Origin of the sequence: Vibrio sp. Vb1980, from assembly GCF_033338615.1 — a bacterium.
Classification (GTDB): Bacteria; Pseudomonadota; Gammaproteobacteria; order Enterobacterales; family Vibrionaceae; genus Vibrio; species Vibrio alginolyticus.
Genome location: NZ_JAWOSZ010000003.1, coordinates 160,922 through 184,456, shown reverse-complemented (window position 1 = coordinate 184,456; position 23,535 = coordinate 160,922). Strand labels below are relative to the sequence as shown.

The 23,535-nt window shown below is 42.1% G+C and carries 25 protein-coding genes; 14 read left to right on the top strand and 11 right to left on the bottom strand.

The features are described 5' to 3' along the window. Positions 1–10: 10 nt before the first annotated feature. The 3 genes from R7F64_RS07240 to R7F64_RS07230 all read right to left on the bottom strand — a co-directional run bounded on the left by R7F64_RS07240 (position 11) and on the right by R7F64_RS07230 (position 4,285). Positions 11–964 (bottom strand): Wzz/FepE/Etk N-terminal domain-containing protein, encoded by a 954-nt coding sequence (locus R7F64_RS07240; RefSeq protein WP_256900477.1) that lies wholly within the window; start codon positions 962–964, stop codon positions 11–13. Positions 965–999: 35 nt separating this feature from the next. After that, positions 1,000–3,702: an SLBB domain-containing protein gene (locus R7F64_RS07235; RefSeq protein ID WP_256900478.1), complete on the bottom strand. Its 2,703-nt coding sequence runs from the start codon at positions 3,700–3,702 to the stop codon at positions 1,000–1,002. Between the two features lie 64 nt (positions 3,703–3,766). Then, positions 3,767–4,285, bottom strand: coding sequence for an outer membrane beta-barrel protein (locus R7F64_RS07230; protein WP_047103814.1), 519 nt, complete (start codon positions 4,283–4,285; stop codon positions 3,767–3,769). 405 nt (positions 4,286–4,690) lie between these two features. Between R7F64_RS07230 and R7F64_RS07225 the strand changes: the two genes are divergently transcribed. The 11 genes from R7F64_RS07225 to R7F64_RS07175 all read left to right on the top strand — a co-directional run bounded on the left by R7F64_RS07225 (position 4,691) and on the right by R7F64_RS07175 (position 15,724). Beyond that, positions 4,691–4,918, top strand: coding sequence for a hypothetical protein (locus R7F64_RS07225; RefSeq protein ID WP_025499292.1), 228 nt, complete (start codon positions 4,691–4,693; stop codon positions 4,916–4,918). A 68-nt stretch (positions 4,919–4,986) separates the two neighbouring features. Beyond that, positions 4,987–5,667 carry a YjbF family lipoprotein gene (locus R7F64_RS07220; protein WP_047103810.1) on the top strand — a complete coding sequence of 227 codons (681 nt, stop codon included), beginning with the start codon at positions 4,987–4,989 and terminating at the stop codon, positions 5,665–5,667. Further along, positions 5,664–6,422, top strand: coding sequence for a YjbG polysaccharide synthesis-related protein (locus tag R7F64_RS07215; protein ID WP_318071568.1), 759 nt, complete (start codon positions 5,664–5,666; stop codon positions 6,420–6,422). Before R7F64_RS07220 ends, R7F64_RS07215 begins: the two co-directional genes overlap by 4 nt. Further along, positions 6,419–8,614, top strand: a complete 2,196-nt coding sequence (locus R7F64_RS07210; RefSeq protein WP_318071567.1) for a YjbH domain-containing protein — start codon at positions 6,419–6,421, stop codon at positions 8,612–8,614. The genes R7F64_RS07215 and R7F64_RS07210 overlap by 4 nt, the downstream gene beginning before the upstream one ends. Positions 8,615–8,762: 148 nt before the next feature. After that, entirely contained in the window at positions 8,763–9,704 is a 942-nt protein-coding gene (gene rfaD, locus R7F64_RS07205) for an ADP-glyceromanno-heptose 6-epimerase (protein WP_318071566.1), read from the top strand. 126 nt (positions 9,705–9,830) lie between these two features. Beyond that, a complete protein-coding gene (gene lpxM / locus R7F64_RS07200; protein ID WP_318071565.1) occupies positions 9,831–10,820 on the top strand; it encodes a lauroyl-Kdo(2)-lipid IV(A) myristoyltransferase in 990 nt (329 codons plus the stop codon). After that, a complete protein-coding gene (waaF, locus tag R7F64_RS07195; RefSeq protein ID WP_047103801.1) occupies positions 10,817–11,875 on the top strand; it encodes a lipopolysaccharide heptosyltransferase II in 1,059 nt (352 codons plus the stop codon). The genes lpxM and waaF overlap by 4 nt, the downstream gene beginning before the upstream one ends. After that, positions 11,869–13,140 (top strand): lipid IV(A) 3-deoxy-D-manno-octulosonic acid transferase, encoded by a 1,272-nt coding sequence (gene waaA, locus R7F64_RS07190; protein WP_047103799.1) that lies wholly within the window; start codon positions 11,869–11,871, stop codon positions 13,138–13,140. Before waaF ends, waaA begins: the two co-directional genes overlap by 7 nt. Beyond that, complete coding sequence (locus tag R7F64_RS07185) at positions 13,137–13,862, top strand: glycosyltransferase family 25 protein (protein WP_005384794.1); 726 nt, start codon at positions 13,137–13,139, stop codon at positions 13,860–13,862. The genes waaA and R7F64_RS07185 overlap by 4 nt, the downstream gene beginning before the upstream one ends. Further along, on the top strand, positions 13,859–14,740 hold the full coding sequence (locus tag R7F64_RS07180; protein ID WP_047103797.1) for a glycosyltransferase family 2 protein: 882 nt from the start codon (positions 13,859–13,861) through the stop codon (positions 14,738–14,740). Before R7F64_RS07185 ends, R7F64_RS07180 begins: the two co-directional genes overlap by 4 nt. Positions 14,741–14,767: 27 nt before the next feature. After that, positions 14,768–15,724: a polysaccharide pyruvyl transferase family protein gene (locus R7F64_RS07175; protein ID WP_047103795.1), complete on the top strand. Its 957-nt coding sequence runs from the start codon at positions 14,768–14,770 to the stop codon at positions 15,722–15,724. Positions 15,725–15,769: 45 nt separating this feature from the next. Here R7F64_RS07175 and R7F64_RS07170 read toward each other — a convergent pair whose 3' ends face one another. Both R7F64_RS07170 and R7F64_RS07165 read right to left on the bottom strand, forming a co-directional pair. After that, positions 15,770–16,489, bottom strand: a complete 720-nt coding sequence (locus R7F64_RS07170) for a 3-deoxy-D-manno-octulosonic acid kinase (protein WP_318071564.1) — start codon at positions 16,487–16,489, stop codon at positions 15,770–15,772. Between the two features lie 11 nt (positions 16,490–16,500). Beyond that, a complete protein-coding gene (locus tag R7F64_RS07165) occupies positions 16,501–16,908 on the bottom strand; it encodes a diacylglycerol kinase (RefSeq protein WP_005379424.1) in 408 nt (135 codons plus the stop codon). 107 nt (positions 16,909–17,015) lie between these two features. Here R7F64_RS07165 and R7F64_RS07160 point away from each other — a divergent pair, with 107 nt between their 5' ends. The 3 genes from R7F64_RS07160 to R7F64_RS07150 are packed head-to-tail and all read left to right on the top strand — an operon-like array spanning position 17,016 to position 19,659. Continuing rightward, the gene (locus R7F64_RS07160) at positions 17,016–18,071 is read left to right on the top strand and encodes a glycosyltransferase family 9 protein (RefSeq protein ID WP_213907973.1); all 1,056 of its coding nucleotides are present in this window, start codon (positions 17,016–17,018) and stop codon (positions 18,069–18,071) included. A gap of 35 nt (positions 18,072–18,106) precedes the next feature. Continuing rightward, positions 18,107–18,874 carry a glycosyltransferase family 2 protein gene (locus R7F64_RS07155; RefSeq protein ID WP_005395793.1) on the top strand — a complete coding sequence of 256 codons (768 nt, stop codon included), beginning with the start codon at positions 18,107–18,109 and terminating at the stop codon, positions 18,872–18,874. Then, positions 18,871–19,659: a glycosyltransferase family 2 protein gene (locus R7F64_RS07150; RefSeq protein ID WP_318071563.1), complete on the top strand. Its 789-nt coding sequence runs from the start codon at positions 18,871–18,873 to the stop codon at positions 19,657–19,659. The genes R7F64_RS07155 and R7F64_RS07150 overlap by 4 nt, the downstream gene beginning before the upstream one ends. Positions 19,660–19,689: 30 nt before the next feature. Here the strand turns inward: R7F64_RS07150 and R7F64_RS07145 are convergent, their stop codons facing one another. From R7F64_RS07145 to rpmB, 6 genes are all read right to left on the bottom strand, one after another. Beyond that, positions 19,690–20,625, bottom strand: a complete 936-nt coding sequence (locus R7F64_RS07145; protein WP_005379412.1) for a glycosyl transferase family 90 — start codon at positions 20,623–20,625, stop codon at positions 19,690–19,692. Continuing rightward, positions 20,612–21,094 carry a pantetheine-phosphate adenylyltransferase gene (gene coaD, locus R7F64_RS07140; protein ID WP_005379411.1) on the bottom strand — a complete coding sequence of 161 codons (483 nt, stop codon included), beginning with the start codon at positions 21,092–21,094 and terminating at the stop codon, positions 20,612–20,614. The genes R7F64_RS07145 and coaD overlap by 14 nt, the downstream gene beginning before the upstream one ends. Before the next feature lie 86 nt (positions 21,095–21,180). Beyond that, positions 21,181–21,990, bottom strand: a complete 810-nt coding sequence (gene mutM / locus R7F64_RS07135) for a bifunctional DNA-formamidopyrimidine glycosylase/DNA-(apurinic or apyrimidinic site) lyase (RefSeq protein ID WP_042522608.1) — start codon at positions 21,988–21,990, stop codon at positions 21,181–21,183. 102 nt (positions 21,991–22,092) lie between these two features. Beyond that, positions 22,093–22,569: a hypothetical protein gene (locus tag R7F64_RS07130; RefSeq protein WP_047103885.1), complete on the bottom strand. Its 477-nt coding sequence runs from the start codon at positions 22,567–22,569 to the stop codon at positions 22,093–22,095. Positions 22,570–22,841: 272 nt separating this feature from the next. Beyond that, entirely contained in the window at positions 22,842–23,012 is a 171-nt protein-coding gene (gene rpmG, locus R7F64_RS07125) for a 50S ribosomal protein L33 (protein ID WP_004410866.1), read from the bottom strand. Positions 23,013–23,025: 13 nt separating this feature from the next. Next, positions 23,026–23,262, bottom strand: coding sequence for a 50S ribosomal protein L28 (gene rpmB, locus R7F64_RS07120; protein ID WP_005384783.1), 237 nt, complete (start codon positions 23,260–23,262; stop codon positions 23,026–23,028). Between the last annotated feature and the right edge of the window lie 273 nt (positions 23,263–23,535).

The window sequence follows — 23,535 nt, the reverse complement described above, 5'->3', positions numbered from 1 at the left end:
TTCAATGAGCTTAAGACTCAATCGACTTATTCTTCTTAAAAAATGACAACCTTATTAATACAATAGCCACACCAAGCATTCCTCCCAGTAAAGTACCTAAAACACACATAATTGCTCTTTTAGGTCCAGATTTAAGCTCTGGCGCGACAGCAGGATCAACAACTTTAAAGACAAACTCGTCTTGTGCCTGAGCAAGCATTAAACTTTTAGTCTGTTCTTCAATTAAGCTATAGAAGGTTGTCTGCATTTCTGAAATAGAAGTTTTCTCTAACTGAGCATGTAAATAATTAAGATTATTTGTCGCATCAGATATCGCTCTATCTCTCATGACGTCATTAATGTCTTCTATCAACCAGTCTACCCATTGCTTAGCAATAAAAGGAGAAAAGTGGCTTACTGATAAGTTGTAAAGCCCAGTATCTTCATTTAGTGAAACGCTTAGTACCCTTTTAATGAACACTTCATATGCTTCTTGGGCAGTAGGCTCAGCTCCTCGCATTCCGTCCGCTGGTCGCAGCCATGTTTGCGATTGGATGTCATAAACTTCAGGATCGATAACAAGCTCATTATCTCCTAAGTTCCAGCCTGTACTCGCCATTAAAGGAACGAGTAATCCATGCTTAGTAATGAACATATTTACGAAATTTCGGGACTGTATAACTTGAACAGCCAAACCACTTTGACTAGATTCACCAGCACCTAAATTTACCCCTGCTAAAGCCGCAATACTTCCCAATTGTCCGGAAACATTGCCAAACCCAGATGCGGAACTCATCTCGGATGGAGCCAATAGGGCATCTGCTCTGTATATGTTTGGTAAAGATAAGGAGTAAGCAACTGAGGCTATCGCAAAAATAACTAAAAAGCCGATAATAGTCACTTTGCCTTTCCACAGTACCGACAATAACTCTTTCAGTGAAACTTCATCATTATTGAAGTTAACCTGCGGTTCTTGCATAGACATAAAAATCACCTTAAGACCAATTAAAAGAGCACAAATTATCTAAGTGCATTAATCGCAACACCCGTTTGGTAAAGGATCTGTGTAGCAGCAGTCCAGGTGCTTAATGCATCACGGTAGTCTGTATCAATTGGGACTACGATCGTATCACCAGCTTTTAGTTCTTCTGTGTTATTTCCAAACCAATAACCAGAGGATGGTTTGTAAACTGAACCATCAGCTCGTACTACAAAGATACGGTCTTCGTCCGCTTGCTTCTTGGCACCACCGGCTTTGTTAAGATAGTCATCGACATCAAGTTTGTTGTCCAACAAGTAAGTAATTGGAACCTGAACTTCACCCATAATTGAGACTGTGTTGCGGAAGGTCGGCACAAAGAGGAAGTCTCCATCTTCTAGCATAAAGTCTGCTGAACGCTCACCTTTTAAGATACGGTTTAACTGTACCACCATACGGCCAAGTGCTTTGCTGCGACTTGCTTCCTCTACAAACGCTAACGTTTTCTCTGGGTCTGAAATTACAGAACCTATATTACTATCTGCTCGAAACGTCTTCTTCGCTGTTTCTTTTCGCATATCTGCGGCGTATTGATTTAAGAGCTTCTGCTCTTGTAAGCGTAATGCTTCACGCGTAAATATTGCTCCTTGAGGGTGAGCAAATTCGGTTAGGCCGCCCGCTCGGTCCAATAACTCACTTAAGGTTTCACCTTGGCGCACGGTATAGGTTCCAGGGAAGCGAACTTCACCTTGTAAAGTGACTGTGCTTTGTAGCTTCACATTTGGCTTTTCGAGGATGTTCAAACGATCTCGGCCTACGATAATTGCATCGTCTGAAGCACTGCCTTGTATTGCTTTACGTAAATCAATGCGTTCAACATCAATATACGCACGCTCATCCGCACTATTAATCGCGGTTCGCGCTAGTTCTGCATTAATTGTGAATGCGTTGTAAGTCAAACCACCAGCAGCTTCAATAAGCGTTGATACCGTCATTCTTGGAGTGATCGGGTAGCGTCCTGGGTGCTTCACTTCACCAAAGACTTCAGCAATTTGAGGGGCTAGTCCCAAACGAGACTGTTGCTGAAGTTGTAACAACACTGGGGCAAGTAAAGTGCGACGAGTATTTTGCTTCAGCTTTTCAAAATCTTCCTCTGTAATCTCTTTACCACGGAAAATGATTTTAGCAGGTTTCGCCTGCTCTGTGGCGTTCTGGTTGTTCAGCATACCGTTTTCTGAATGCGAAACGGCAACAGAAGAGCTCATCACTTCTTGCTCTTTCTGTTGTTCCAGCTCAGCTTGCTCTTGCGCTTGCTCCAATGTTTTTGCTTTTGAAACAGCCTCTTGTGTTGCCAATGTATCCAAATCTTCGTTATTAAAGCGGTTGAAAACCAATATACGATCTCGTGAGTGTAACTTAAGGTTGTCTTGGCTACCTGGTGATAGAATCGCGTTGGCTAAGCTTAGTTGGAACACCTCAATATCACGCTGTGGATTAATCTCTCTTACCACAACCGCATAGTTAACATCAGCTGTAGAATTAAAAGCTGAGTCAACAGATTTGAAAAGATCGGCAACACGAAGGCCATTGCGCCATTCCACATAGCCAGGATGACGAACATCTCCCTCTATCTGCACGTAACGAGTAAGCTCTTCGCTTTTTTTCAAGATCTTGATGGCGTCTCCATTTTTAACTTTACTCTGTCGATCTTGCGTTTTATTGAAATCAAGCGTCAAAGCCTCACGAGCGCCATGTGAAGCGTAGCGTTTTATCTCCAACTGCTCGGCATGAGCATTCGCAGTAAAACCACCAGCCATCTGAATAAGTTGCTGGTAAGTTTCACCTGCCTTGACTTCATAAATTGCCGGACGGTTGATCTCGCCTTCGATAGACACTGTATCGTTAACAGAACCAATTAAAACAACATCATCCGGTAGTAAGCGCACATCATTACTTGCATCACCTTTTAATAACAGGTCATACATATCCAACTTACGAATGATTTTACCATCACGCTTTAGCTGGATATCTCTCAGCGCCCCACTTTCACCAAAACCGCCGCTGTAATAAATAGCTTGTGAAATTGTCGTTAATGCGCTAACCGTGTAGGCACCTGGCTTATATGCATCACCCATTACAAACACTTGCATTGTGCGCAATTCACCCAATGAAATATCACTGCGCACACCAATCATTTGTTCTTTTACACGTTGTGTAAGAGAGTCTCGAACATCAGAAAAGTGCATGCCAGCAACATTTACCGGCCCAAGTGAGGGGAAGTTGATTGTGCCTGCGCGATTTACACGTAAGCGATGTGTCTCGTTCTCCTTACCAAACAACTGCACAATGATTTCATCACCAGCCCCCACAGTGTAATTTGCCGGTACAGGAACATCACTGATCGGAGCAAACGTGCTTGGAGAACCAGCAAAAAGATCTAAACCAAAGCGTTTAAGCTCTTCCTTCTCGTCTTTTTTGAGCCATTGTTCCTCTATATTGGAAGATACAGCACCACTAGATTCAGCCCTAGGTTTGATTACTTGCGGGTTTTCGTAAGGAGACTTGTTTGAAGATGAACTAGAAGGAATGGAGAAACCATATTTACTCGCCAAGGCCTGTTGTTGGTCGGCGGGTAGATTTTGAAACATTTTTATTTGTTCTGGAGTGGGTGTTTGTGCCATCGAATAAGACGCAAACGTACTTGCCAATATAAAAGCGGCAATAGAGAAATATCCTTTAAACATGGTATGTCACTATAATAATTGAATAAAAGACCCTAGCCCCAAGTTTGAGCTCTAGGTATTTAAATTAGAATCGGTGCTGAAAACCCAGTGTAATCGAGTTAAGGCGAACTTGGTCTTCAGAGACGTTATCAACGAACTCAAATATCACCGCGCTTTGGTTGTTTAAAGCGTAGTGCATACCTAACCCAAAACTAAATCCTTGTTCTTTGTGAGAACCTACATTTTGTAGATCGAGCTGAACGCTTGAATACCCAGCTAAACCATAAAGTGCAACTCGCTCTGAAACTGGCATATTCAACTTAACAAAGCCGCTCAAAACGCTATCAACGGCAAGACCGCTGTCACGTTGAACTGATGTCCCATAACGCCCTTCTAAGCCAATATAGTCATTAAAGAAATAACCAGCTTGCGCACTAAGAAGAAAAGGACTCCCCTCTTTTACGGACTCAGAAGACGAGCTTTTCAGTTCTGCATTTGAGTAGCTCACTAACGCACCAGCATAAAAATCGGCTGACGCTGAAAAAGAACTCAGGCTTAAGCCCAGTGCACTAAGTATTCCTAAACAATGCTGCTTTCTTATCACGTAAAAAGTTCCTAGTACTGGTAATAATATGGACTGCCAAAGCAAAGTTAAGCGTGCTATGCAGGCCATTAAATACTGAAGAGTTGGTACGCTACCGCCCTGAGGCGTTGAGCGTAAGCCACTGTATCGCTTTCTATATGGTGTAAGTAAAAACGACCTATTGACTCCAAACCTCTAGTCCTGGAGGAAATAGGCCGACAAATTATGCACTCTTGATAGTTTATCAGCAAGCAAGGGAGCAAGATAACCGCACAATGTCACGCTGGTGTTAGAAATGAGATCGTAAGCCATAGCAAAATAAGAAACTATTTACATGCTAAGGCTTTTTTATCTAGAATATAATTTGGAGCATTTTTTATGCTACCAAACATCGATGTTTTTATACCGGATATACAAGGATTAATAATGAAGAATACAGCTCTAGCTATTCTTATGGCTCTAAGCGCATCAACTGCATTTGCAGCAGAAGAAGCAGGTTCAGCAGGCGCAGCTTCTGCATCTGCAACAGGCACAACAGCTGTAGCAGTAGGTGCGGCAGCAGCAGTAACTGTAGTAGCAGTTGCAGCGTCAGATAGCGATTCAACATCTACTTCAACATCTACTTCTACTTCTACTTCTACTTCTACTAACTAATTTCGTTTTGTAGACAGAAGATAATCGCCCTGAATGATTCAGGGCGATTTTATTTGCAAGAGGGATCAATGAACATCTTCAGAACGTCCAAATGGATACAACCACTCCTCACTCTTCCGCTACTAGGTTTGCTCTTTGGCTGCACACAGAAATTCAATGATGTTTCAGCAACCGTCCAAGAAGCTTACGGTAACTACATCGATGTAGAGATGACCCCAGAAGAAATAAATGCCGTTCCTTATGCCAGTGCCTATTTGAGACTTGGGAATCAAAAACAGGTCTTTGTTGTTTTAGCTTTTGCAGAGAAAAACCCTCTCAATGGAAAAACACAACTAAAATGGGTAAGTGCTGACAAAGCTATGATCGTTACGGAGAATGGGCATATCGTCAAAACGATAGGTCTACAGAATGGGGACTTAGCGGGTGTTTATGGTGATGTGCCAGATTTTTCTTCTGATTCAGCCTCTGTCAACTACGCACTTTCATACGACTGGGCGACACAATATCGTTATGGCTTTCCAGCAAGTGTGACTCGTTCTTACTCTGGTCAAGAAACGTTGACGACACCAATGTCTAGCGCGACGACCAATGTATATAAAGAAACTGTTGAGTTTAGTAGTCTTTCCCACAGTGTCGAGAATATTTATTGGGTTGATGAACTAGGTCAGGTTGTTAAAACCTTACAATATTTAGGACCTAATATGATTCCGGTTGAGTTGACCATTTTGAAGGGGTATCGCAAATCATGAGCAAGCGACTAATCACATTATTCTGTTTGGTCATGCCACTTTTGAGCTCATATAGTTTAGCTCAAACAGAAACCTCTACTACACAGCCATTAAATGTTGAGTTGCTGGACGTAGGCAAACAGCTACAATTCCAAAGTTCAGCTCGTTTAGAAAGTGTGTTAGAACTTGCTAAGGAGCAAAGCGCCTCTCTGCAATACTCTCTTGGTACGACTTTGTTTGACAAATCGGATCGTGCCGAGAAAACCTCTACCGCTTTAAAGAACTCGGTACTCAATCAAATGATTCAACACAATTTGGTTGCACACCCATTCTACAAATTCATTAAGAAGCAAAGCTTTGCTCCACGCTTACTGTCCGCGATCGATGTTGATAAAATTCGACTAAATAAATTCGACAACCCACTGTTGCGCGGCAATTACGTGCTCGCAAGCCCTCTACGCGAGGAGAAAGTGTATTACTTGGGAAACCTAAATAGCGTGTATTCCGTTAAGGACCAGGCAGGCATCCCTTTGCAGAGACAAATAGAGAGTTTGAAAAGTAACATTGGTACGTTATCAACACCGCCAGTGTTGATCTACCCAGATGGTCATGTAGTTAAACCGCATCACGGAGCTTGGTTAACAACACAATATTATTTACCACCTCTGACATTGGTATATGTCCCGTTTGGTGATCTTGAATACTCCGAAATGGACCAAGATATTGTCCGCCTACTCACTCAACTGATACCAAATTCCGCAAAGAGACCACAATGATGCCAATTAGAAAAAGCTTAACTCTTGCTTTAATGGGCCCAGCATTGGTTTGGGCTCAAGAGATGCCGTTTGAGGCTCCTCCTTTACGACCATCCCAAACAGACTTCGGTGGCGTTGGTTTAATGCAAATGCCAACAGGACGTATGGCTCCTGAAGGGGAATTCAACTTTTCTGTTACCGGTAGTGATGAGTACCTTTTTTACAACATCACTCTACAACTCATGCCTTGGCTAGAAACAACCATTCGTTATACTTCTGTTCGAGATTTACTTTATAGTAGTGACCCGAGTTTCTCCGATGATACTAACTATACTGATAAAGGCATTGACTTCAAAATTCGTTTACTGAACGAATCAGAATACCTTCCCGAACTTTCGCTTGGAGTGAGAGATTTTGCGGGCACTGGCTTGTTCGATGGAGAATACATAGCGGCAACCAAGCGATACTCCAATCGAAAGTTAGGTACCTTTGATCTTACCTTAGGTATGGGCTGGGGTTCGCTAGGCACTCGTGACAATATTTCTAATCCGGCTTGTAAGCTATCAGAGCGATTTTGTGAACGTCCTGCCGATTTTTTAGAAACGGGTGGGACAACCAACTTTGACCGTGTGTTCAAGGGAGCAGCAGCATTGTTTGGTGGTGTTGAATATCAGACATTACACGCCCCTCTTCGCTTTAAGCTTGAGTACGACAGTAACGATTACAGCGAAGAATTCCCTGTGGTGAGCGGTGGCGTAGACATGACTCCACATACACCATGGAACTTTGGTGTCCTCTACCGTCTAGGCATGGCCGATTTTCGTTTAAGTTACGAACGCGGAGACACGTTGGTCGCGGGCTTAACGCTAAACACTAATTTCAATGACATGCCATCATTCTGGCGAGACACACCAACACCAGAATTCGAAGATAGCCAGCCTGAAGAACTGTCTGATGTTGATTGGGAACATGTAACAGAAGATTTAGACAAAATTGCTGGTTACCGAAACACGCGTGTTTATGTTGATAACAATACAGTAACTGTCGTTGGTGAGCAGAAAAAATATCGTGACCGTACAGAGGCACACGAAAAAGCGGCAGCTGTACTCCATAATGAAATGCCTGACGATATTGATACCTATGCGATCAATGAACGTAGCCGAGGCTTAGTCGGCGAACAAACGATTATTTCCAAGGAGAAATATCGCGACTTTGCCCAAGTTAATTACATCAACCCCAAAATAGAAGACGCAACCGCAAAAGCTAGCAATAAGCCAAGTGGAGAATCTGTCTATGATGGTTTTGAACGTTTTGATTGGGGTTTTGCACCGAAGCTTGTTCAAACTCTCGGTAACGCAGAAGACTTCTACCTCTTTAGTGTAGGACTAAGCGGTAATGCCTCATACTGGCTGACGGACAACCTTGAAATTGGCGGCTCGTTATACTGGGATTGGTATAACAACTACGATAAGTTTAACTATGTCACTCCACCTGATGGTACTACCGTTCCTCGTGTTCGCACCATGTTCCGCGCTTACCAAAATGAACATGCTGTAACCATGTCAAACTTACAATTGACTTGGTTCCAAGAGTATTCCGATACGATGGATCAGCAATTCTACGCGGGCTATCTGGAGAGTATGTTTGCTGGAGTCGGTACCGAGTTTCTTTACCGTCCACAAGGAGCTAACTGGGCGATTGGCGCTGACGTCAACGTAATTTCTCAACGTGATCCACAAAGTTACTTCGGTGTTTACGATGAGAAATGGCAAAACGTGCCAGAATATGGACGTCCGTTCCAAGTTATTGATAAAGGCTTCACTGGTTTTGTATCTGGTTACTACTACCCTCAATGGGAATTCCTACAAGATTTGATGATCCAAGTCGATGTTGGTCAGTTCCTAGCTGGTGATGTTGGTACACAAATCAATGTTTCTAAGCAGTTCAAGAGTGGCGTAATTGCTGGTGCCTTTGCGTCATTTACAGACTTGTCTGCGGATGAATTTGGTGAAGGTAGCTTTACCAAAGGTTTCTACTTGTCGATTCCATTTGACATCATGACCGTTAAGCCAAGCAACAATCGTGCGAACTTTAGTTGGCAGCCTCTTACTCGTGACGGAGGACAGAAACTCGGACGTAAATACAGCTTGATTGAGTTGACCGACGAGCGAAATCCTTGGTATCAAAGGCCTAACCGTTCGGATGTGGAATAATAAAGTAATCAAGGGAGCTGCGGCTCCCTTTTTCATATCTAGATACTGAGTCATAGAAGACTCAAACCTATCTTCCTGCTTCCAATAGCGCTACTTTTCGTTTCTTGCTAGAATTCCTGAGAAAATTTTAATCTATGGTGGAAGTTCTATGATCATCGTAACTGGTGGCGCTGGCATGATCGGCAGCAACATTGTTAAAACACTAAACGAAGCTGGTATTAACGATATCCTGGTTGTCGACAACCTAAAAAATGGCAAAAAGTTTAAGAACTTAGTTGATCTGGACATCACAGATTACATGGATCGTGACGACTTTCTGACCCAAATTATGGCGGGCGATGATTTTGGTCCGATTGAGGCAATTTTCCACGAAGGTGCTTGCTCTGCAACGACTGAGTGGGATGGTAAGTACATGATGCTAAACAACTACGAGTACTCTAAAGAGCTGCTTCATTACTGTTTAGATCGCGAGATTCCATTCCTATACGCTTCTTCAGCAGCCACTTACGGCGATACAGATACTTTCGTTGAAGAACGCGAATACGAAGGTGCACTGAATGTATACGGTTACTCGAAACAGCAGTTTGATAACTACGTTCGTCGCCTATGGCAAGACGCTGAAGAACATGGTGAGACCCTTTCTCAAATCACCGGCTTTCGCTACTTCAACGTATATGGCCCACGTGAAGACCATAAAGGTAGCATGGCATCAGTTGCGTTCCACCTAAACAACCAACTTAACGCAGGTGAAAATCCTAAATTGTTCACGGGCAGCGAATCATTCAAACGCGACTTCGTTTACGTTGGTGATGTATGTAAAGTAAACCTGTGGTTCTTAGAAAACGGCGTATCAGGCATTTTTAACTGTGGTACTGGCCGTGCTGAATCTTTTGAAGAGGTAGCAAAAGCAGTTATCAAGCATCATGGCAAAGGCCAAATTGAAACCATCCCATTCCCTGAGCACCTAAAAGGCGCTTACCAAGAATTCACACAAGCGGATCTGACCAAACTGCGCACCGCAGGTTGTGATGTTGAATTCAAGACAGTTGCAGAAGGCGTTGCTGAATACTTAACTATCCAAAACAGTTAAGCACCACAAGGTGGTAGAACCATAACCTGCCACCTTTACTCAAGTGCAATAGCCTGTATCATTCCTAACTATCTTTTTCTCATTTAAACCACTTCGCCCGTACACGAATAGGTAACTAGACACGCCATGACCATAAAACGTGATGACTTCGACCCCAAAGCATATAACCCTGAGTTTAAGCGCCACTTTTTGTCGCCTAAGTACTGGGGCACGTGGTTAGGTGTTATCTTATTTTTACCGTTATCATTAATGCCACTGGGTTTACAAAAGTGGTTGGCGAAAACCATAGCCAAAAAACTGTCTAAATCCCACAAAGGTCCAGCTCATCGAGCGAGGGTTAACTTTGAGCTGTGTTTTCCGGAAAAATCGTTCCAAGAACGTGAAGCTTTGATAGAAAAAACACTCTACACAGCGGTCATGTTCTTTTTTCGCTTCGGGTTACTAAGTTTACGCTCACCAAAATGGCTTCAGAACCGTTGCCAAATTCGCGGCCTAGACATTTTACGACAGCACATTGATAGCAACGAAAATGTAATTTTAATGGTTCCCCACTCTTGGGCAATTGATGTGCCTGCTATCTTGCTCGCGTCAATGGGAATGCCAGTTTCTGCAATGGCGAAGAAACAAAAGAATGATGTTGCTGACTGGCTAATGCACAAGCAAAGAGTCCAATACGGTGGCCGTGTTTATGAACGCTCAGGTGGCATTAAGCCTTTCCTGAAATCCATTCGAGATGGCTATGTAGGGTATTACCTACCCGATCAAGATCACGGCCCAGAGCATAGTGTGTTTGTGGATTTTTTTGCAACACGTAAAGCAACGCTACCTGGTTTAGGCAAAATTGCGAAACTATCACGCTCAAAAGTACTACCTCTATTTGCGTCGATGAACACTGAAGATGGTACGTTTGATATTGAGATTTTACCAGTGTTTGAGCTGGATAAAGGCGAAGAGCAAGACGCTCGTACCTGTAATGAAGCCATTGAATATTTTGTCGGTGATAAACCCGAACAATATATGTGGGTACTACAGTTGCTGCACTCTCAAGAAGACGGCAATAACTATTACAATATCTTCAAGCCTAGATATGATACTGATTGGCAAGTAAATAAATGAAAAAGATTTTAATTATTGGCCCTGCGTGGGTCGGCGATATGGTAATGTCGCAATCGTTATATATCGTATTAAAACAACGCCATCCAGATAGCCAAATTGACGTTATCGCTCCAGGATGGTGTAAACCGATTCTTGAGCGTATGCCAGAAATCCATCAAGCGATTGAAATGCCTATCGGTCATGGTGAGTTTAACTTATTAGGCCGCAGGGAAATTGGCAAATCATTACGTGAAAAGCAATATGACCACGCCTATATCTTGCCTAAATCAGCGAAATCGGCACTGATCCCATGGTTTGCCAACATTCCTCTTCGTACTGGCTGGAAGGGAGAAATGCGCTATGGTTTATTGAACGACTTACGCCCTAACATGAAGTCTTTTCAGTACATGGTAGAGCGCTATGTAGCGTTAGCTTATCCAAAAGCAGAAATGGTGGATTCTAACTCTCTCGGCGGGCTTGAAACCTTGCCTCGCCCACGCCTTGCAATCAACGCGGCAGAGCAACAAGCCACGATCAAAAAGTTCAACTTAGCCCAAGACCAACCAATTATCGGACTATGCCCAGGAGCAGAGTTTGGTCCCGCAAAAAAATGGCCCGAAACACACTACGCTGAAGTTGCGACGCAAATGGCTCGATCTGGGCATCAAATCTGGTTGTTTGGTTCTCAAAAAGACTTAGAGACTTGTAACAATATCCGCGCACTTGTTCCGACGCAATTCCATGAGGGCATTCACGTTCTAGCAGGCCAAACCAGCTTAATTGAAGCGGTCGACTTACTTGCTGCATGTAAGACTGTTGTCGCGAATGACTCAGGCTTAATGCATGTGGCAGCTGCGGTTGGTTGTAATGTTGTTGCAGTGTATGGCTCAACTTCACCGAAGTACACACCCCCACTCGCAGAAAAAGTGGAGATTGTTCATACCGATATTGATTGTCGCCCTTGTTTCCAGCGTGAATGTCAGTACAAACACCTTAAGTGCTTGACAGAACTTTCGCCTAAGCAAGTGCTAGATAGTATCCAAAAACTTGACGCCATTACGATAAGCTCATGTTAGTTCGTATTGTTTATACCTTACTACTCGCTCTAGCGTCACCGCTGCTTTTATTTGGTTTGTACAAGAGCAAACCAAATAAGCCTAAGTTCGGCTCTCGCTGGAAAGAGCACTTTGGTATCACTCCCAAGCTAAAAAGCAACGACAAACCTATTTGGATACATGCCGTATCTGTTGGTGAAAGCATAGCAGCAACACCTTTAATTAAAGCCCTTAAGGAACAAAACCCCGAACAATCTATTCTAGTTACTACAACAACAAGTACCGGAGCTGAACAGATTGCTAAGTTGGGTGATTTAATTGAACACCGCTATATGCCAATTGACTTTGGGTTTGCTATCAAAGGCTTTCTTAAAGCAGTGCAACCAAAACAGATGTTGATCATTGAGACTGAGCTGTGGCCAAACACGCTTCACAATGTTCACAAAGCGGGTATCCCTATAACTGTCGTGAATGCGCGCCTATCTGAAAAATCGTGTCAGAACTACGCCAAAATACAGCGGCTTTTTAACCAGCTTCATCCATGCCTAACTCAAGTACTCTGCCAAACGGATTCAGATGCAGAGCGCTTCGAACGCTTAGGCGTTGAGAAAAAGAAACTATCCGTTACTGGCTCGATTAAGTTCGATATTCAAATATCAGAGCAAGTGAAACAGCAAGGACAGCAGCTTCGAGCCCAGCTTGGAAAGGATCGTCCAATTTGGATTGCAGCTAGCACCCACAAAGGCGAGGACGAACAGGTATTAGATGCACATAGACAAGTTTTAAAATCTCATCCAAATGCATTACTTATTTTGGTTCCTCGCCATCCGGAACGATTTGATGATGTATTCACGCTTTGCCAACAGCAAGGCTTTAACACTGTGCGTCGTACTTCAACGCATGCAGTAAAGACGAATACTCAAGTATATCTCGGCGATACAATGGGTGAGATGCTAACGTTGATGGGCGCAGCGGACATCTGCTTTATGGGCGGTAGCCTAGTTGGAGATAAAGTCGGTGGGCATAATGTGCTAGAGCCCGCAGCACTGGGAGTACCAGTAATCACGGGACCAAGCTATTACAACTTCCAAGATCTGGTTGTTAAGATGCTTCATAAGAAAGTTATCAAACTGATTGAGTCACCTAACGATATGAGTCTAAAGGTTGAAGCTATGTTTCAAGGTGCGTTAGCAAAAAGTATCGTTCAAGAAAACCTCCTTAGCTTTGTCAAAGATAATGTTGGTGCGCTAACTAAGACAATTAGATGTATTGAGAGTATAAAATGAAAGTTTTTGTTATTAACATGAAACGCTCAGTTGATAGAAGAGTTCGTATGGAAAATGCACTCAACAAAGCCAACATACCATTCGAATTTATAGAAGCGATAGATTCCTCTGCGCCAAACTTTCTATACTCTGAACGTAGCAATGATGATCTTACTCGAAAACGATTTGGCTATAGGCTAGTTGAGAACGAAATTGCTTGCTTCTCTAGTCACCACCTAGCCTGGGAAAAGTGCTTGGAGCTAAACGAACCAATACTGGTTCTAGAAGATAACTGCGACTTATTACCTGAGTTTTTTGACGTGTTTTCACATTTCGACACATTAGCGGAACAATACGACTTTCTAAAACTTGCTGCAACCAAGCCTAAATCATTTAAAGTCATATCTTCAGTTAATAACAAACTTAATATTGTACGCTTCAACAAACGCACATGCGGCATTATGGGATATATTCTAACTCCACATGCTGCTTCGAAATTCATAAAAAACGCAACTCAGTTTATAGAACCTGTAGATGACTACATGGAAAAACCGTATAAACATGGTGTATCCACGTATGTTTTAAGACCAGATATTGTCAAAAGAGCCGATATTCCCTCAACAATAGGCAGTTCTCGAAAAGATAAATCTGGTATCACCTCATGGAATAAGCTCTATATAGAAATATTTAGGTTATACGAGCAACTTTCTGATTTTCTATATAACCTTGAGAATAAAAAATGAGTAATAACAATCCATTAGTCAGTATTATAGTTCCTATATATAATGTAGAAGAGTATTTACCTGAATGTCTAGATTCTGCTGTACAACAAACATATAGAAATATAGAAATAATTGCTATTATTGATGGCTCTCAAGACAATAGCATAAACATTGCTAAGCAATATCGAGATGAGGATCCTCGAATAAAAGTCATAGAGCAAACTAACCAAGGGCTATCAGCAGCGAGGAATACAGGGATAAAAAACTCTCGTGGAGATTTTTTGTTTTTTCTAGACTCAGACGACTGGTTAGAAAAAGATGCAATTGAGAAATTATTGTTGCATTCTACTGGATACGATATTGTTTCAGGAAGAGTAACTAAGTTTTATCAAGAAGATAAAAGATATGAAGACTATCGAAAGAGAAGAATTATAGGGAAATTAGATTTGGACAAAAAATTTTTCTCCTTAGAGTTCGTAGTTTGGAATAAATTATATCGAAAAGAAGTGCTTGACAATATATGGTTCGTACCCGGATTAATTCATGAGGATGAAGAGTTTTATTGGCAGGTATTTACTAAAAAATTAAGAATATACTCTATCTGTGACAATGTCATATTTTACAGAATTAGACAAAATTCTATAATGAATAGTAAAGTTAATGATGTTAATTACCAAAATAATTTTGTGAAAATCATTGACTCTGCATATTCTACTATGAAAGGCAGTAACAAACTTAAGTATAGTTTTTACAAAACAGCTATTAAATATTTAAGAAAGCTAAAAAATGAATCAATACCATATGAAAAATATGAAAAACATATAAAGTCAATGTACAACATTAGTGATTCATTTTTATTCAGAATAAAAATGAAAATATACAAAGTATTTAGTGGTTAATTATCGTTTCATATAGCCGGAGGAGCTATGAGTAGAAGTAGAAGAGAAAACAAGTGGCTTGAGATTATGGATAGCGCAAAATCTCAGCATAACCTTATTGCATCTCTGATAAACGGAAAGTCCATTGCTTATATAGACATACCGATACATTTTAATGTTGGAGATCTTCTTATATACCTTGGAACGGAAGAATTTTTTAAAGAACATGATATTAACGTTATATATCGTAGTGGTTGTGAAAATTTAGATTTTAAGAAGATTAAAGAAGCTGATGTCATAGTTTTACACGGTGGCGGTAACTTTGGAGATCTTTATAAAGTTCACCAAAATCTAAGAGAAAATATCATATCTAAATTCCCTACTAAAAGAATTATATGTCTTCCACAAACAATATTTTTTGAAGATATATCAAATGAGGAGTCTAGCGCCAAAATTTTTTCTAAACATAAAGATTTCCACTTTATTACTCGCGATGAAAGAAGTTACGAAATATCGAAAAAATTCACAAATAACTATCACTTGCTTCCTGATATGGCTCATAGTCTTCATCCGATGATCGAAAAAGAAGAACTTTGTGATGAACTTCCTCAACAACGACGAATTTTAAATCTGATTAGAAAGGATATTGAGTCACAAAATAATGACTTGAGACTACAAAAAAAAGGGTTTGACTGGGATGATCTTATTTCAATATCAGATATTAATATCAAGAAAAAGTATTCATCGCTAGAAAAGTGGAAATTTAAACAAAAGAAAGCTAATGACCTTTGGTATAGACTATCAAAAGAGATAGTCTTTCGTTCAGAGAATTACTTTCATATGCATAATGAAGTTCATACTGATAGACTACACGGACTGATTTTTTCATGCTTATTAGGAAAGAATATACATCTCTTTGATAATTCCTATGGTAAAAACACCTCTTATTACAATAAGTGGCTTTTTGGCCTCCCTAATATAACTGTTAATTCTAATAGTAAATAGAATTAAGGAGTATAGTTAATTACTTAATCAACTATACTCCTACATTTAATTTTTATCAGAATATATATCATAGTGTTCTTTCAAAAATTTAAAATCCTTCTCGTTCCAATTAATACTCTTACGAGAAAGCTCTTTATTAAATGAACGCAGAAGTCTATTTAGATTTTGATGCTTCCAGTCACCAGAAGTTTCAAAACGACACTTATCAAAATCGATAATCCATACCTTATCTTTGTCGTCGATCAAGATATTGTGGATATTCAAATCGGTATGGTTAACGCCAACCTGATGCATCTTGGCAATTTCTTGCCCTATTTTCTGATACATTTCTACCGATAAAGACTGTTCTTGCAAGATACTAACCAGATCTCTGGCGTTTGGGATTCGCTCACTTAATAAATCAGCTTGATAGAAGAGTCCTGACTTTACGGCTCTTGCTGCAATAGGACGAGGAACGTGCACCCCAGCCTCAATTAGCGCCAACAAAAGCTGAAACTCTTGCGCACAACGGGTGTTATCCCAGCCAGAGAACCAATAATGATCGTTAACTAACTTCCCAAACAAACCGCCACGACGGTAATGACGTAGTGCCGCTTGCATGCTCTCTAGTTGGATAAACCATGTCGTGCCTCGCCCCGTCGCACTGCCAACCACCTTGTCGGAGGACTGCCAGTATTCCGCATCAAATATCGGTTGGCTAGGGTCTGTAATGATCTCGTCATCAAACCAGATCACTTGGTTGTTGTTTTTATACTGTTGAGTCATACGCTCACCCTCTAGCCTAAATACCGGCTGGCTAATATATACAACCAAGTAAATGCAGCAAACGCCAAAGCAACCATAACGGCAGCAGAGCCTATATCTTTAGCTCGACCACTGAGTTCATGCCGTTCAATACCGATACGATCCACTACCGCCTCAATCGCTGAGTTTACAAGCTCTACAATCAAGACTAACACCACGACCCCGATCATTAAGATACGCTCAACCATGCCGACATCCACGAGCCAAGCCAAAATCACGGCGATACTCAACAGAGCCAACTCTTGTCGAATGGCAGCTTCATACTTAAAAGCCGCTTTTAATCCTTGGATCGAATAACCCGTCGCTTTAACGATGCGCTTTAGCCCGGTGTTACCCGGCTTGCCAGATTCTTGCGATTGATGTGGTGTTGTCTTTGACATTGCAGAACACTTATCGGTACTTAGCTATATTCGAGCCGTGTATTTTACATTTATTGGGGATGTCTGCATAATTTACCTGCCTCTATTCATCGAATCAGACAATAATTATGTTCACTTCTGCCCCATCGTCACTATGCGTCTTGCGTTTGTCCGCTATCGGAGACGTTTGCAATACTATCGCCACCATTCAAGCTATTCAGAAACACTGGCCTTCGACCCAGATTACTTGGATAACGGGTAAACTTGAAGCCCAGTTATTAGCCGCCATCGATGGTGTAGAAGTGATTGTTTTTGATAAAAAAGCGGGACTTGATGGCTACAAATCACTTTGGCGACAGCTGAAAGGCAGAGAGTTTGATGCGCTATTGCATATGCAGTACGCGATTCGAGCGAGTGTCGCAACGTTGGGCATTAAAGCAAAATACAAACTTGGTTTCTCTTCTGATAGAAGCCAGGACTTTCAAACACTATTTACCAATGTCAAAGTGCCTTCCCCGCAATCTCTGCATGTCGCAGATGGCTTAATGGCCTTTGCCCATCAAATTGGGGTACCAAAGGCAGAACTAGACTGGGTACTTTCTTATTCAGACCACGATCAAACTTGGGCAGAGTCTCATATTTCTCGTAGTAAACCTAACCTGCTGATTGTGCCTGGTGCGAGCAAAGCTTATAAAAACTGGAACGCGGAAGGTTATGTAGATGTGATTCATCACGCCAGAGCAAAAGGCTGGAACGTGATTCTGGCAGGCAGCCCTGCTCAGGTAGAATTGGATCTGGCAGAAGCCATTCAATCTCGCTTGGAAGAACCGTGTCTAAATTTAGTTGGACAAAGTTCAATTCTGCAAATGCTTGCGTTAATAGATAAGGTTGAAATGGTCATCGCCCCCGATACCGGACCAGCACACATGGCGAATGCCATGAAAACGCCAATCATCGGGCTCTATGCACACCATAATCCGCTGCGAGTGGGACCTTACCGTTATCTAAAATACGTTGTCTCAGTGTATGAAGAAACGATCTTTGCGGAAACAGGTAAAAACAGTCACGAGTTAAGCTGGCGAACTCGCGCTAAAGATGAAACGGCAATGAACCGCATTACCAGCACTCAAGTAATGAGCATGTTCGATCAAGTCTTAGAAGATTTGTATCCTCAATACCAGTAAACTTACTGTCTTGATTTGTTAAGAAGGAAATGACCTTGTCCAAACCAACCTTAGCCGTTGCCTTAATTGTAAAAAATGAAGAGAAGCACTTACAAGCTTGTCTAGACACAGTAAAAGATTGGGTCGATGAGATTGTCCTTCTAGACTCGGGCAGCACTGATCGCACTGAAGAAATCGCCCGACAATACACAGATAAGTTTTACACCAACCTAGATTGGCCAGGATTCGGTAAACAGCGCCAACTGGCGCAGCAATACGTTACGGCAGACTACGTTTTGTGGCTTGATGCGGACGAACAAGTCACTCCAGAGCTAAAAGAAAGTATCTTACACGCGGTATCAGCCAATAAGCCGAACGTTTTATACAAACTTAATCGACTAAGCTCAGCGTTTGGTAAGTTCATCTACCATTCTGGTTGGTCTCCAGACTGGATTGTGCGCTTATATCGCACCGAATATACGCAATATAATGATTCGCTCGTTCATGAAAAAGTTGATGAGAAAAACTATCAAACTGAAAAGTTGGATGGTCGACTGCATCACTACACTTACGAGCACCTTCATCATTACATCAATAAAACCACTGGTTACCTCAAGGCCTGGACGGATGAACGTGAAGGTAAAAAGAAAGCAGGTTTAACGACCGCTATCGTTCACGCTCTTGCGAGCTTTTTGAAGATGTATGTGCTCAAACGAGGTTTCCTTGATGGCAAGCATGGCTTCATTCTAGCTTGGCTAAGCATGCACTCTACTTTTGTAAAATATATCGATCTCTACTTACGTGAACAGGCAAAAAAATCATGAAAACGACTTTAATTATCACCACTTACAACTGGAAAGAAGCATTAAAAGCGGTGTTAGAAAGCGTGAAACGTCAAACCGTTTTGCCTGACGAAGTAATTGTTGCAGATGATGGCTCTCGAGAAGACACCAAAGCAATGGTTGACCAAATGCGTGAAGGTTTTCCGGTTCCACTGATTCATAGTTGGCACGAGGATAATGGCTTTCAGCTTTCAATGAGCCGCAACCGTGCGATCGCCAAAGCATCAGGTGACTACCTCATCATGATTGATGGCGACATGGTGCTGTCCCAAACGTTTATTGAATCACATAAGCAAGTCGCACAACCAAATTGGTTTGTGCAGGGTGGACGTGTGTTAACGGATGAAAGCTGCAGCAAGGCCATCATGGAAAACGGCTTAGTGCCTTCCATTTTCAGCAAAGGCATTCGCAATCGTAAAAACTGCATCACCAACGCCTTGCTATCGAAATGGTTCTCTTACGAGCGTAATAACGATAAAGCCACTCGCGGCTGCAACATGGCGTTTTGGCGACAAGATGTCATCGAGGTGAATGGCTTCAACCAAGATTTTGTTGGATGGGGACGCGAAGACAGCGAGTTTGTTCATCGCATGTTGAATGCGGGTAAGTCACGTCTTTACCTAAAATTCGCAGGTGTAGGCTACCACTTGTACCACGTAGAAAACTCTCGTGCGTCACTCGGACAAAATGACGAGATTTTAGAAAACACCATTAAAAACAAGCTTAAACGCTGTGAGAATGGTGTTGATCAATTTCTAGAAGCTTAAGATTATAAAAAGGGGCGTTTCGCCCCTTTTTTATTGTTGCTGAGATAAAGCGAAGTACTTATCGGCAACCATCAATGAGATCAAACGCTCTTTAGGTTTATCTTTGAACTGCTCAACCCACTGGTGCGCATTTTCAATGATCGCTAATGCTTCTTGCTCATTCGCTAGGTAATAATCCATCTTTTCGGGCAAATCCGAATAGTCATCCTTCACTTCAACATAGTGGACGCCTGCCTCTAACTTACCTTCCATAAACCAAGTCTCATATTTTGGCTTTGACATAATAACCAAGGAGTTAGACGACATAGCCCACTTAAGGTTGGTGGCCACATCATTGCCTTCTATACAGAGCAAAAACTTATACTGCAGTTGCTCTTCAATACTCATAAAGCCCTTTTCCCATGGTTCCCCTTCTACCGGGCGGGTCTGGCCAATATTGCATTGCGGATGGTTGTAAAACGCATGAATCACCTTTTTACGATGCGGCTGAAAACCCACGCCGCGCCACGCTACCATGTCCTTTTTATCTTGATAGCGAACAGGATCATCAATAAATTTAAAATGACGAACTTGATTAAGTTTCAACACCACTGAATTTTGGTTGTTACCAAAAATAGGGCGGCTTTTTATAAAGCTCGGTACATTGGGGATGTGTGTAACATCGCCGTTGATGTAGTTAAACGCAAAACTGGAAGGGAAATAGCGTACAACTTGGCGAAGATCGAAAAAATACGTCCAGCCTTTCGTTTTTTTGAATGTATCGATGGTCGAGTAATTTTGTTCTCGGCTATCGACTGAAAACGGCGTTTCACACTTATTGTAATAGTTCACTCGCTCAAGACAGCGGTGCTGCTCTGCTTCGGTCAGATTCGAAAGTAAACGCTTGGCTTGTGCTCGATATACAAAGCGAGGGATAAGTATCGAGAGAGCGTTTGAGAAATAATAAGGGAACTTACTGTCTTTCATTCAGTTTTTCCCCAATCGCGATGGCTACTGGCTTGGGAACGAATTGTTCGATACTTCCGCCATGAATCGCTACTTCTCTCACGATAGTCGACGACAAAAACGCAAACTCTTCTTCAGGAGTTAAAAATACGCTCTCGATTCCTGGTAATAGCTTTCGGTACATGTTGGTCAGTCCAAACTCGTATTCAAAGTCTACCGTTGTTCGTAAACCACGAATAAGAACCTTAGCTTTCTCATCTCTCGCGAAATCCACTAATAACCCGGAGAACCCCTTTACCGTCACACCAGGTAAATGCGCTACAACGTCCTGCATCAGTGCAACGCGCTCTTCCAATGAAAACATAGTGTTCTTCGATGGGCTTGCGGCTACGCCAATCACAACCTCATCAAACATTTCGTGAGTACGTTCTATTAGATTGAGGTGACCATTAGTCACTGGATCAAAAGTGCCCGGATAAATGACTTTCATATAATTTACTAAGTTATTCGAAACTGATTGAATTATTGAGGCTCGAACGCAAGATTACAACAACTTAAGCTCGATAATAGCTCGACTTACTTCTGACACTCACTACAAAAGAAGGTATTACGTTGGCCAATCTTTAGCTCTTGAAGTCGTTCGCCACACTCTGGGCATGGCTCTCCGGGTTTTCCGTAAACCAATAACTCTTGTGCAAAGTAACCCGGCTTTCCATCGGCTTGCGCAAAATCTTTCAGAGTAGTCCCACCTTGCGTAATGGCAATCTCAAGTGTCATTTTGATATTTTCAACAAGTAACCTCCACTCTTGAGAAGTCAACTTACCTGCGGGCCTTGAAGGGTGAATTCGAGATTTAAACAACGACTCATTCGCGTAGATGTTCCCAACACCAACCACGACTTTGTTGTCCATGATGAACTGCTTGACGGCGACACGCTTATTTTTAGCTTTCTCCGCTACATATTCCGCATTGAACTCTTCAGTTAAAGGCTCAGGCCCCATGTTTGCTAGCACAGCATGTGACTCGCCAGGAGCACACCACAGCCATGCCCCAAAACGACGCGGATCGTTATAACGCAGTATTTTTCCACTGCTTAGTTTGAGATCCACATGATCGTGCTTTGCTGGCGGAAAGTCGGCGTCTAGAACACGTAAAGACCCCGACATGCCCAAATGAACAATGGCTGTACCTGTGTTTGTCTCGATCAGTAAGTATTTCGCACGACGACTAATCGCACGGATCACCTGCCCTTCCAATTTTTTAAGCTCTGTAGGAATATCCCAGCGCAATTTAGGCGTTCGAAAAGTAAACGACTGGATCGTTTGTCCAACCATGTGGGGGCTAATCCCCATACGGCTGACTTCAACTTCTGGCAACTCAGGCATTAGATTCTCCAATTCACCGGCTAATAGTTCTCGCTGCTAGCATAATCGAAAAGAAAAACGATAAATAGGGAAGCTTATTAGGGGTATAGACGCAAAAAGGCTTTACTCTGGCATAAGGTAGTTTTCATCAACGGAGATAGCTACCCATTTGTCTTGCCAGGTTTTAAATAGCCAAAAATCAGGTAAACGAAAGAAAGTCACCCGCTGCGGCTCTTCGAGATCCTGATACCAGACTTCTACCGTTTCAGGTACCGCTAGGTTAGGTTTTAAATGGTCGTACTGTTCTGAGGTAAGCTCGGTCCCTTCCAATGATTGCCAGCGTGATACAAGCTCACTGATCGGTGCATCAACTTTGATGTTGGATTGCCACCGTCCATCATGCAGCTCAAACTCCCAGCCACTATAGTACAAAGACTCCACCGTATAGTCGGAGCGAAGTACATTTGGGTAAGGATCTGCTTGGGCTGTTAATAGGTAAGTTTTGATCCACATCGGCGCATTTAAGATCACTATAAACGCGATAATGCCCAGAATAAGAATATTGTTCCATCGGCGGCGACGAGCCGGACTCACACGCATAACCATCTCTACTCTCTTATCGTTATGAGTAAATTACCAAAGAGTATTGAGCTTGACTAGAACAACGGTGTGCAAGTGTGTAGGGAGTGGTGACTAAGCGGCAGAGGCGATCAATCAAAAATTCGAGTATAGAGTCGGACCAGTAGAATAACTTCAGCAGTGCCTTATAACCCGATGACGTACTGAACCTTTTCTTCAGCACTTTTATTCAGGTAATAAAAAACCCAACTCGAAAGTTGGGTTTTTCAATTCATCAAAGAGACTGAAACCAATTATTTGATTTTTGCTTCTTTGTACATAACGTGCTGGCGAACTACTGGATCAAACTTTTTGATCTCAAATTTGCCTGGCATGTTACGCTTGTTCTTATCAGTTGTGTAGAAGTGGCCTGTACCTGCAGAAGATACTAGACGGATTTTCTCACGAACGCCTTTCTTTGCCATTGCTTATTTCCTCTTAAACGTTTTCGCCACGTGCACGCATGTCTGCAAGAACAGTATCAATACCTTTCTTGTCGATGATGCGCATACCTTTAGCAGATAGACGTAGTTTAACAAAACGTTTTTCGCTCTCTACCCAGAAACGATGAGTTTGTAGGTTCGGCAGAAAACGACGCTTAGTAGCATTTCGTGCGTGTGAACGGTTGTTACCCGTTACTGGACGCTTACCAGTTACTTGGCATACTCGTGACATGAATGTCTTCTCCAAAATCGTTTCAGCTCGATATCAACCTTGGTGGCCGAACCTCTCTATCTCTCGAAAAGAAGTTAGAGGTTAAGAACCGCTATGGAAAATCCATACAAGGCTATCAAAGGTCGCGCATTATACTAACTTGATATGCATTGCTCAAGACCCGAACAGATCCTTTTTACAGGTTTTCGTGATCTTTTTTTAGACAGCAGATTTTTTTAGCAGTCCAAGCTGAATTCAGTTAAAAATTTAGTGGCGTGGATGATAGCAGATTTT

Bases quoted from the DNA above. Each gene is read 5' to 3' on its own strand.
- R7F64_RS07170 (WP_318071564.1), bottom strand. From the start codon at position 16,489: ATGACTCAACAGTATAAAAACAACAACCAAGTGATCTGGTTTGATGAC.
- R7F64_RS07240 (WP_256900477.1), bottom strand. From the start codon at position 964: ATGTCTATGCAAGAACCGCAGGTTAACTTCAATAATGATGAAGTTTCA.
- R7F64_RS07175 (WP_047103795.1), top strand. From the start codon at position 14,768: ATGAGTAGAAGTAGAAGAGAAAACAAGTGGCTTGAGATTATGGATAGC.
- rpmB (WP_005384783.1), bottom strand. From the start codon at position 23,262: ATGTCACGAGTATGCCAAGTAACTGGTAAGCGTCCAGTAACGGGTAAC.
- R7F64_RS07130 (WP_047103885.1), bottom strand. From the start codon at position 22,569: ATGCGTGTGAGTCCGGCTCGTCGCCGCCGATGGAACAATATTCTTATT.
- R7F64_RS07215 (WP_318071568.1), top strand. From the start codon at position 5,664: ATGAGCAAGCGACTAATCACATTATTCTGTTTGGTCATGCCACTTTTG.
- R7F64_RS07145 (WP_005379412.1), bottom strand. From the start codon at position 20,625: ATGAAAGACAGTAAGTTCCCTTATTATTTCTCAAACGCTCTCTCGATA.
- coaD (WP_005379411.1), bottom strand. From the start codon at position 21,094: ATGAAAGTCATTTATCCGGGCACTTTTGATCCAGTGACTAATGGTCAC.
- R7F64_RS07180 (WP_047103797.1), top strand. From the start codon at position 13,859: ATGAGTAATAACAATCCATTAGTCAGTATTATAGTTCCTATATATAAT.
- R7F64_RS07220 (WP_047103810.1), top strand. From the start codon at position 4,987: ATGAACATCTTCAGAACGTCCAAATGGATACAACCACTCCTCACTCTT.
- R7F64_RS07210 (WP_318071567.1), top strand. From the start codon at position 6,419: ATGATGCCAATTAGAAAAAGCTTAACTCTTGCTTTAATGGGCCCAGCA.
- R7F64_RS07165 (WP_005379424.1), bottom strand. From the start codon at position 16,908: ATGTCAAAGACAACACCACATCAATCGCAAGAATCTGGCAAGCCGGGT.
- waaF (WP_047103801.1), top strand. From the start codon at position 10,817: ATGAAAAAGATTTTAATTATTGGCCCTGCGTGGGTCGGCGATATGGTA.
- lpxM (WP_318071565.1), top strand. From the start codon at position 9,831: ATGACCATAAAACGTGATGACTTCGACCCCAAAGCATATAACCCTGAG.
- R7F64_RS07160 (WP_213907973.1), top strand. From the start codon at position 17,016: ATGTTCACTTCTGCCCCATCGTCACTATGCGTCTTGCGTTTGTCCGCT.
- R7F64_RS07185 (WP_005384794.1), top strand. From the start codon at position 13,137: ATGAAAGTTTTTGTTATTAACATGAAACGCTCAGTTGATAGAAGAGTT.
- R7F64_RS07150 (WP_318071563.1), top strand. From the start codon at position 18,871: ATGAAAACGACTTTAATTATCACCACTTACAACTGGAAAGAAGCATTA.
- rfaD (WP_318071566.1), top strand. From the start codon at position 8,763: ATGATCATCGTAACTGGTGGCGCTGGCATGATCGGCAGCAACATTGTT.
- R7F64_RS07235 (WP_256900478.1), bottom strand. From the start codon at position 3,702: ATGTTTAAAGGATATTTCTCTATTGCCGCTTTTATATTGGCAAGTACG.
- rpmG (WP_004410866.1), bottom strand. From the start codon at position 23,012: ATGGCAAAGAAAGGCGTTCGTGAGAAAATCCGTCTAGTATCTTCTGCA.
- waaA (WP_047103799.1), top strand. From the start codon at position 11,869: ATGTTAGTTCGTATTGTTTATACCTTACTACTCGCTCTAGCGTCACCG.
- mutM (WP_042522608.1), bottom strand. From the start codon at position 21,990: ATGCCTGAGTTGCCAGAAGTTGAAGTCAGCCGTATGGGGATTAGCCCC.
- R7F64_RS07225 (WP_025499292.1), top strand. From the start codon at position 4,691: ATGAAGAATACAGCTCTAGCTATTCTTATGGCTCTAAGCGCATCAACT.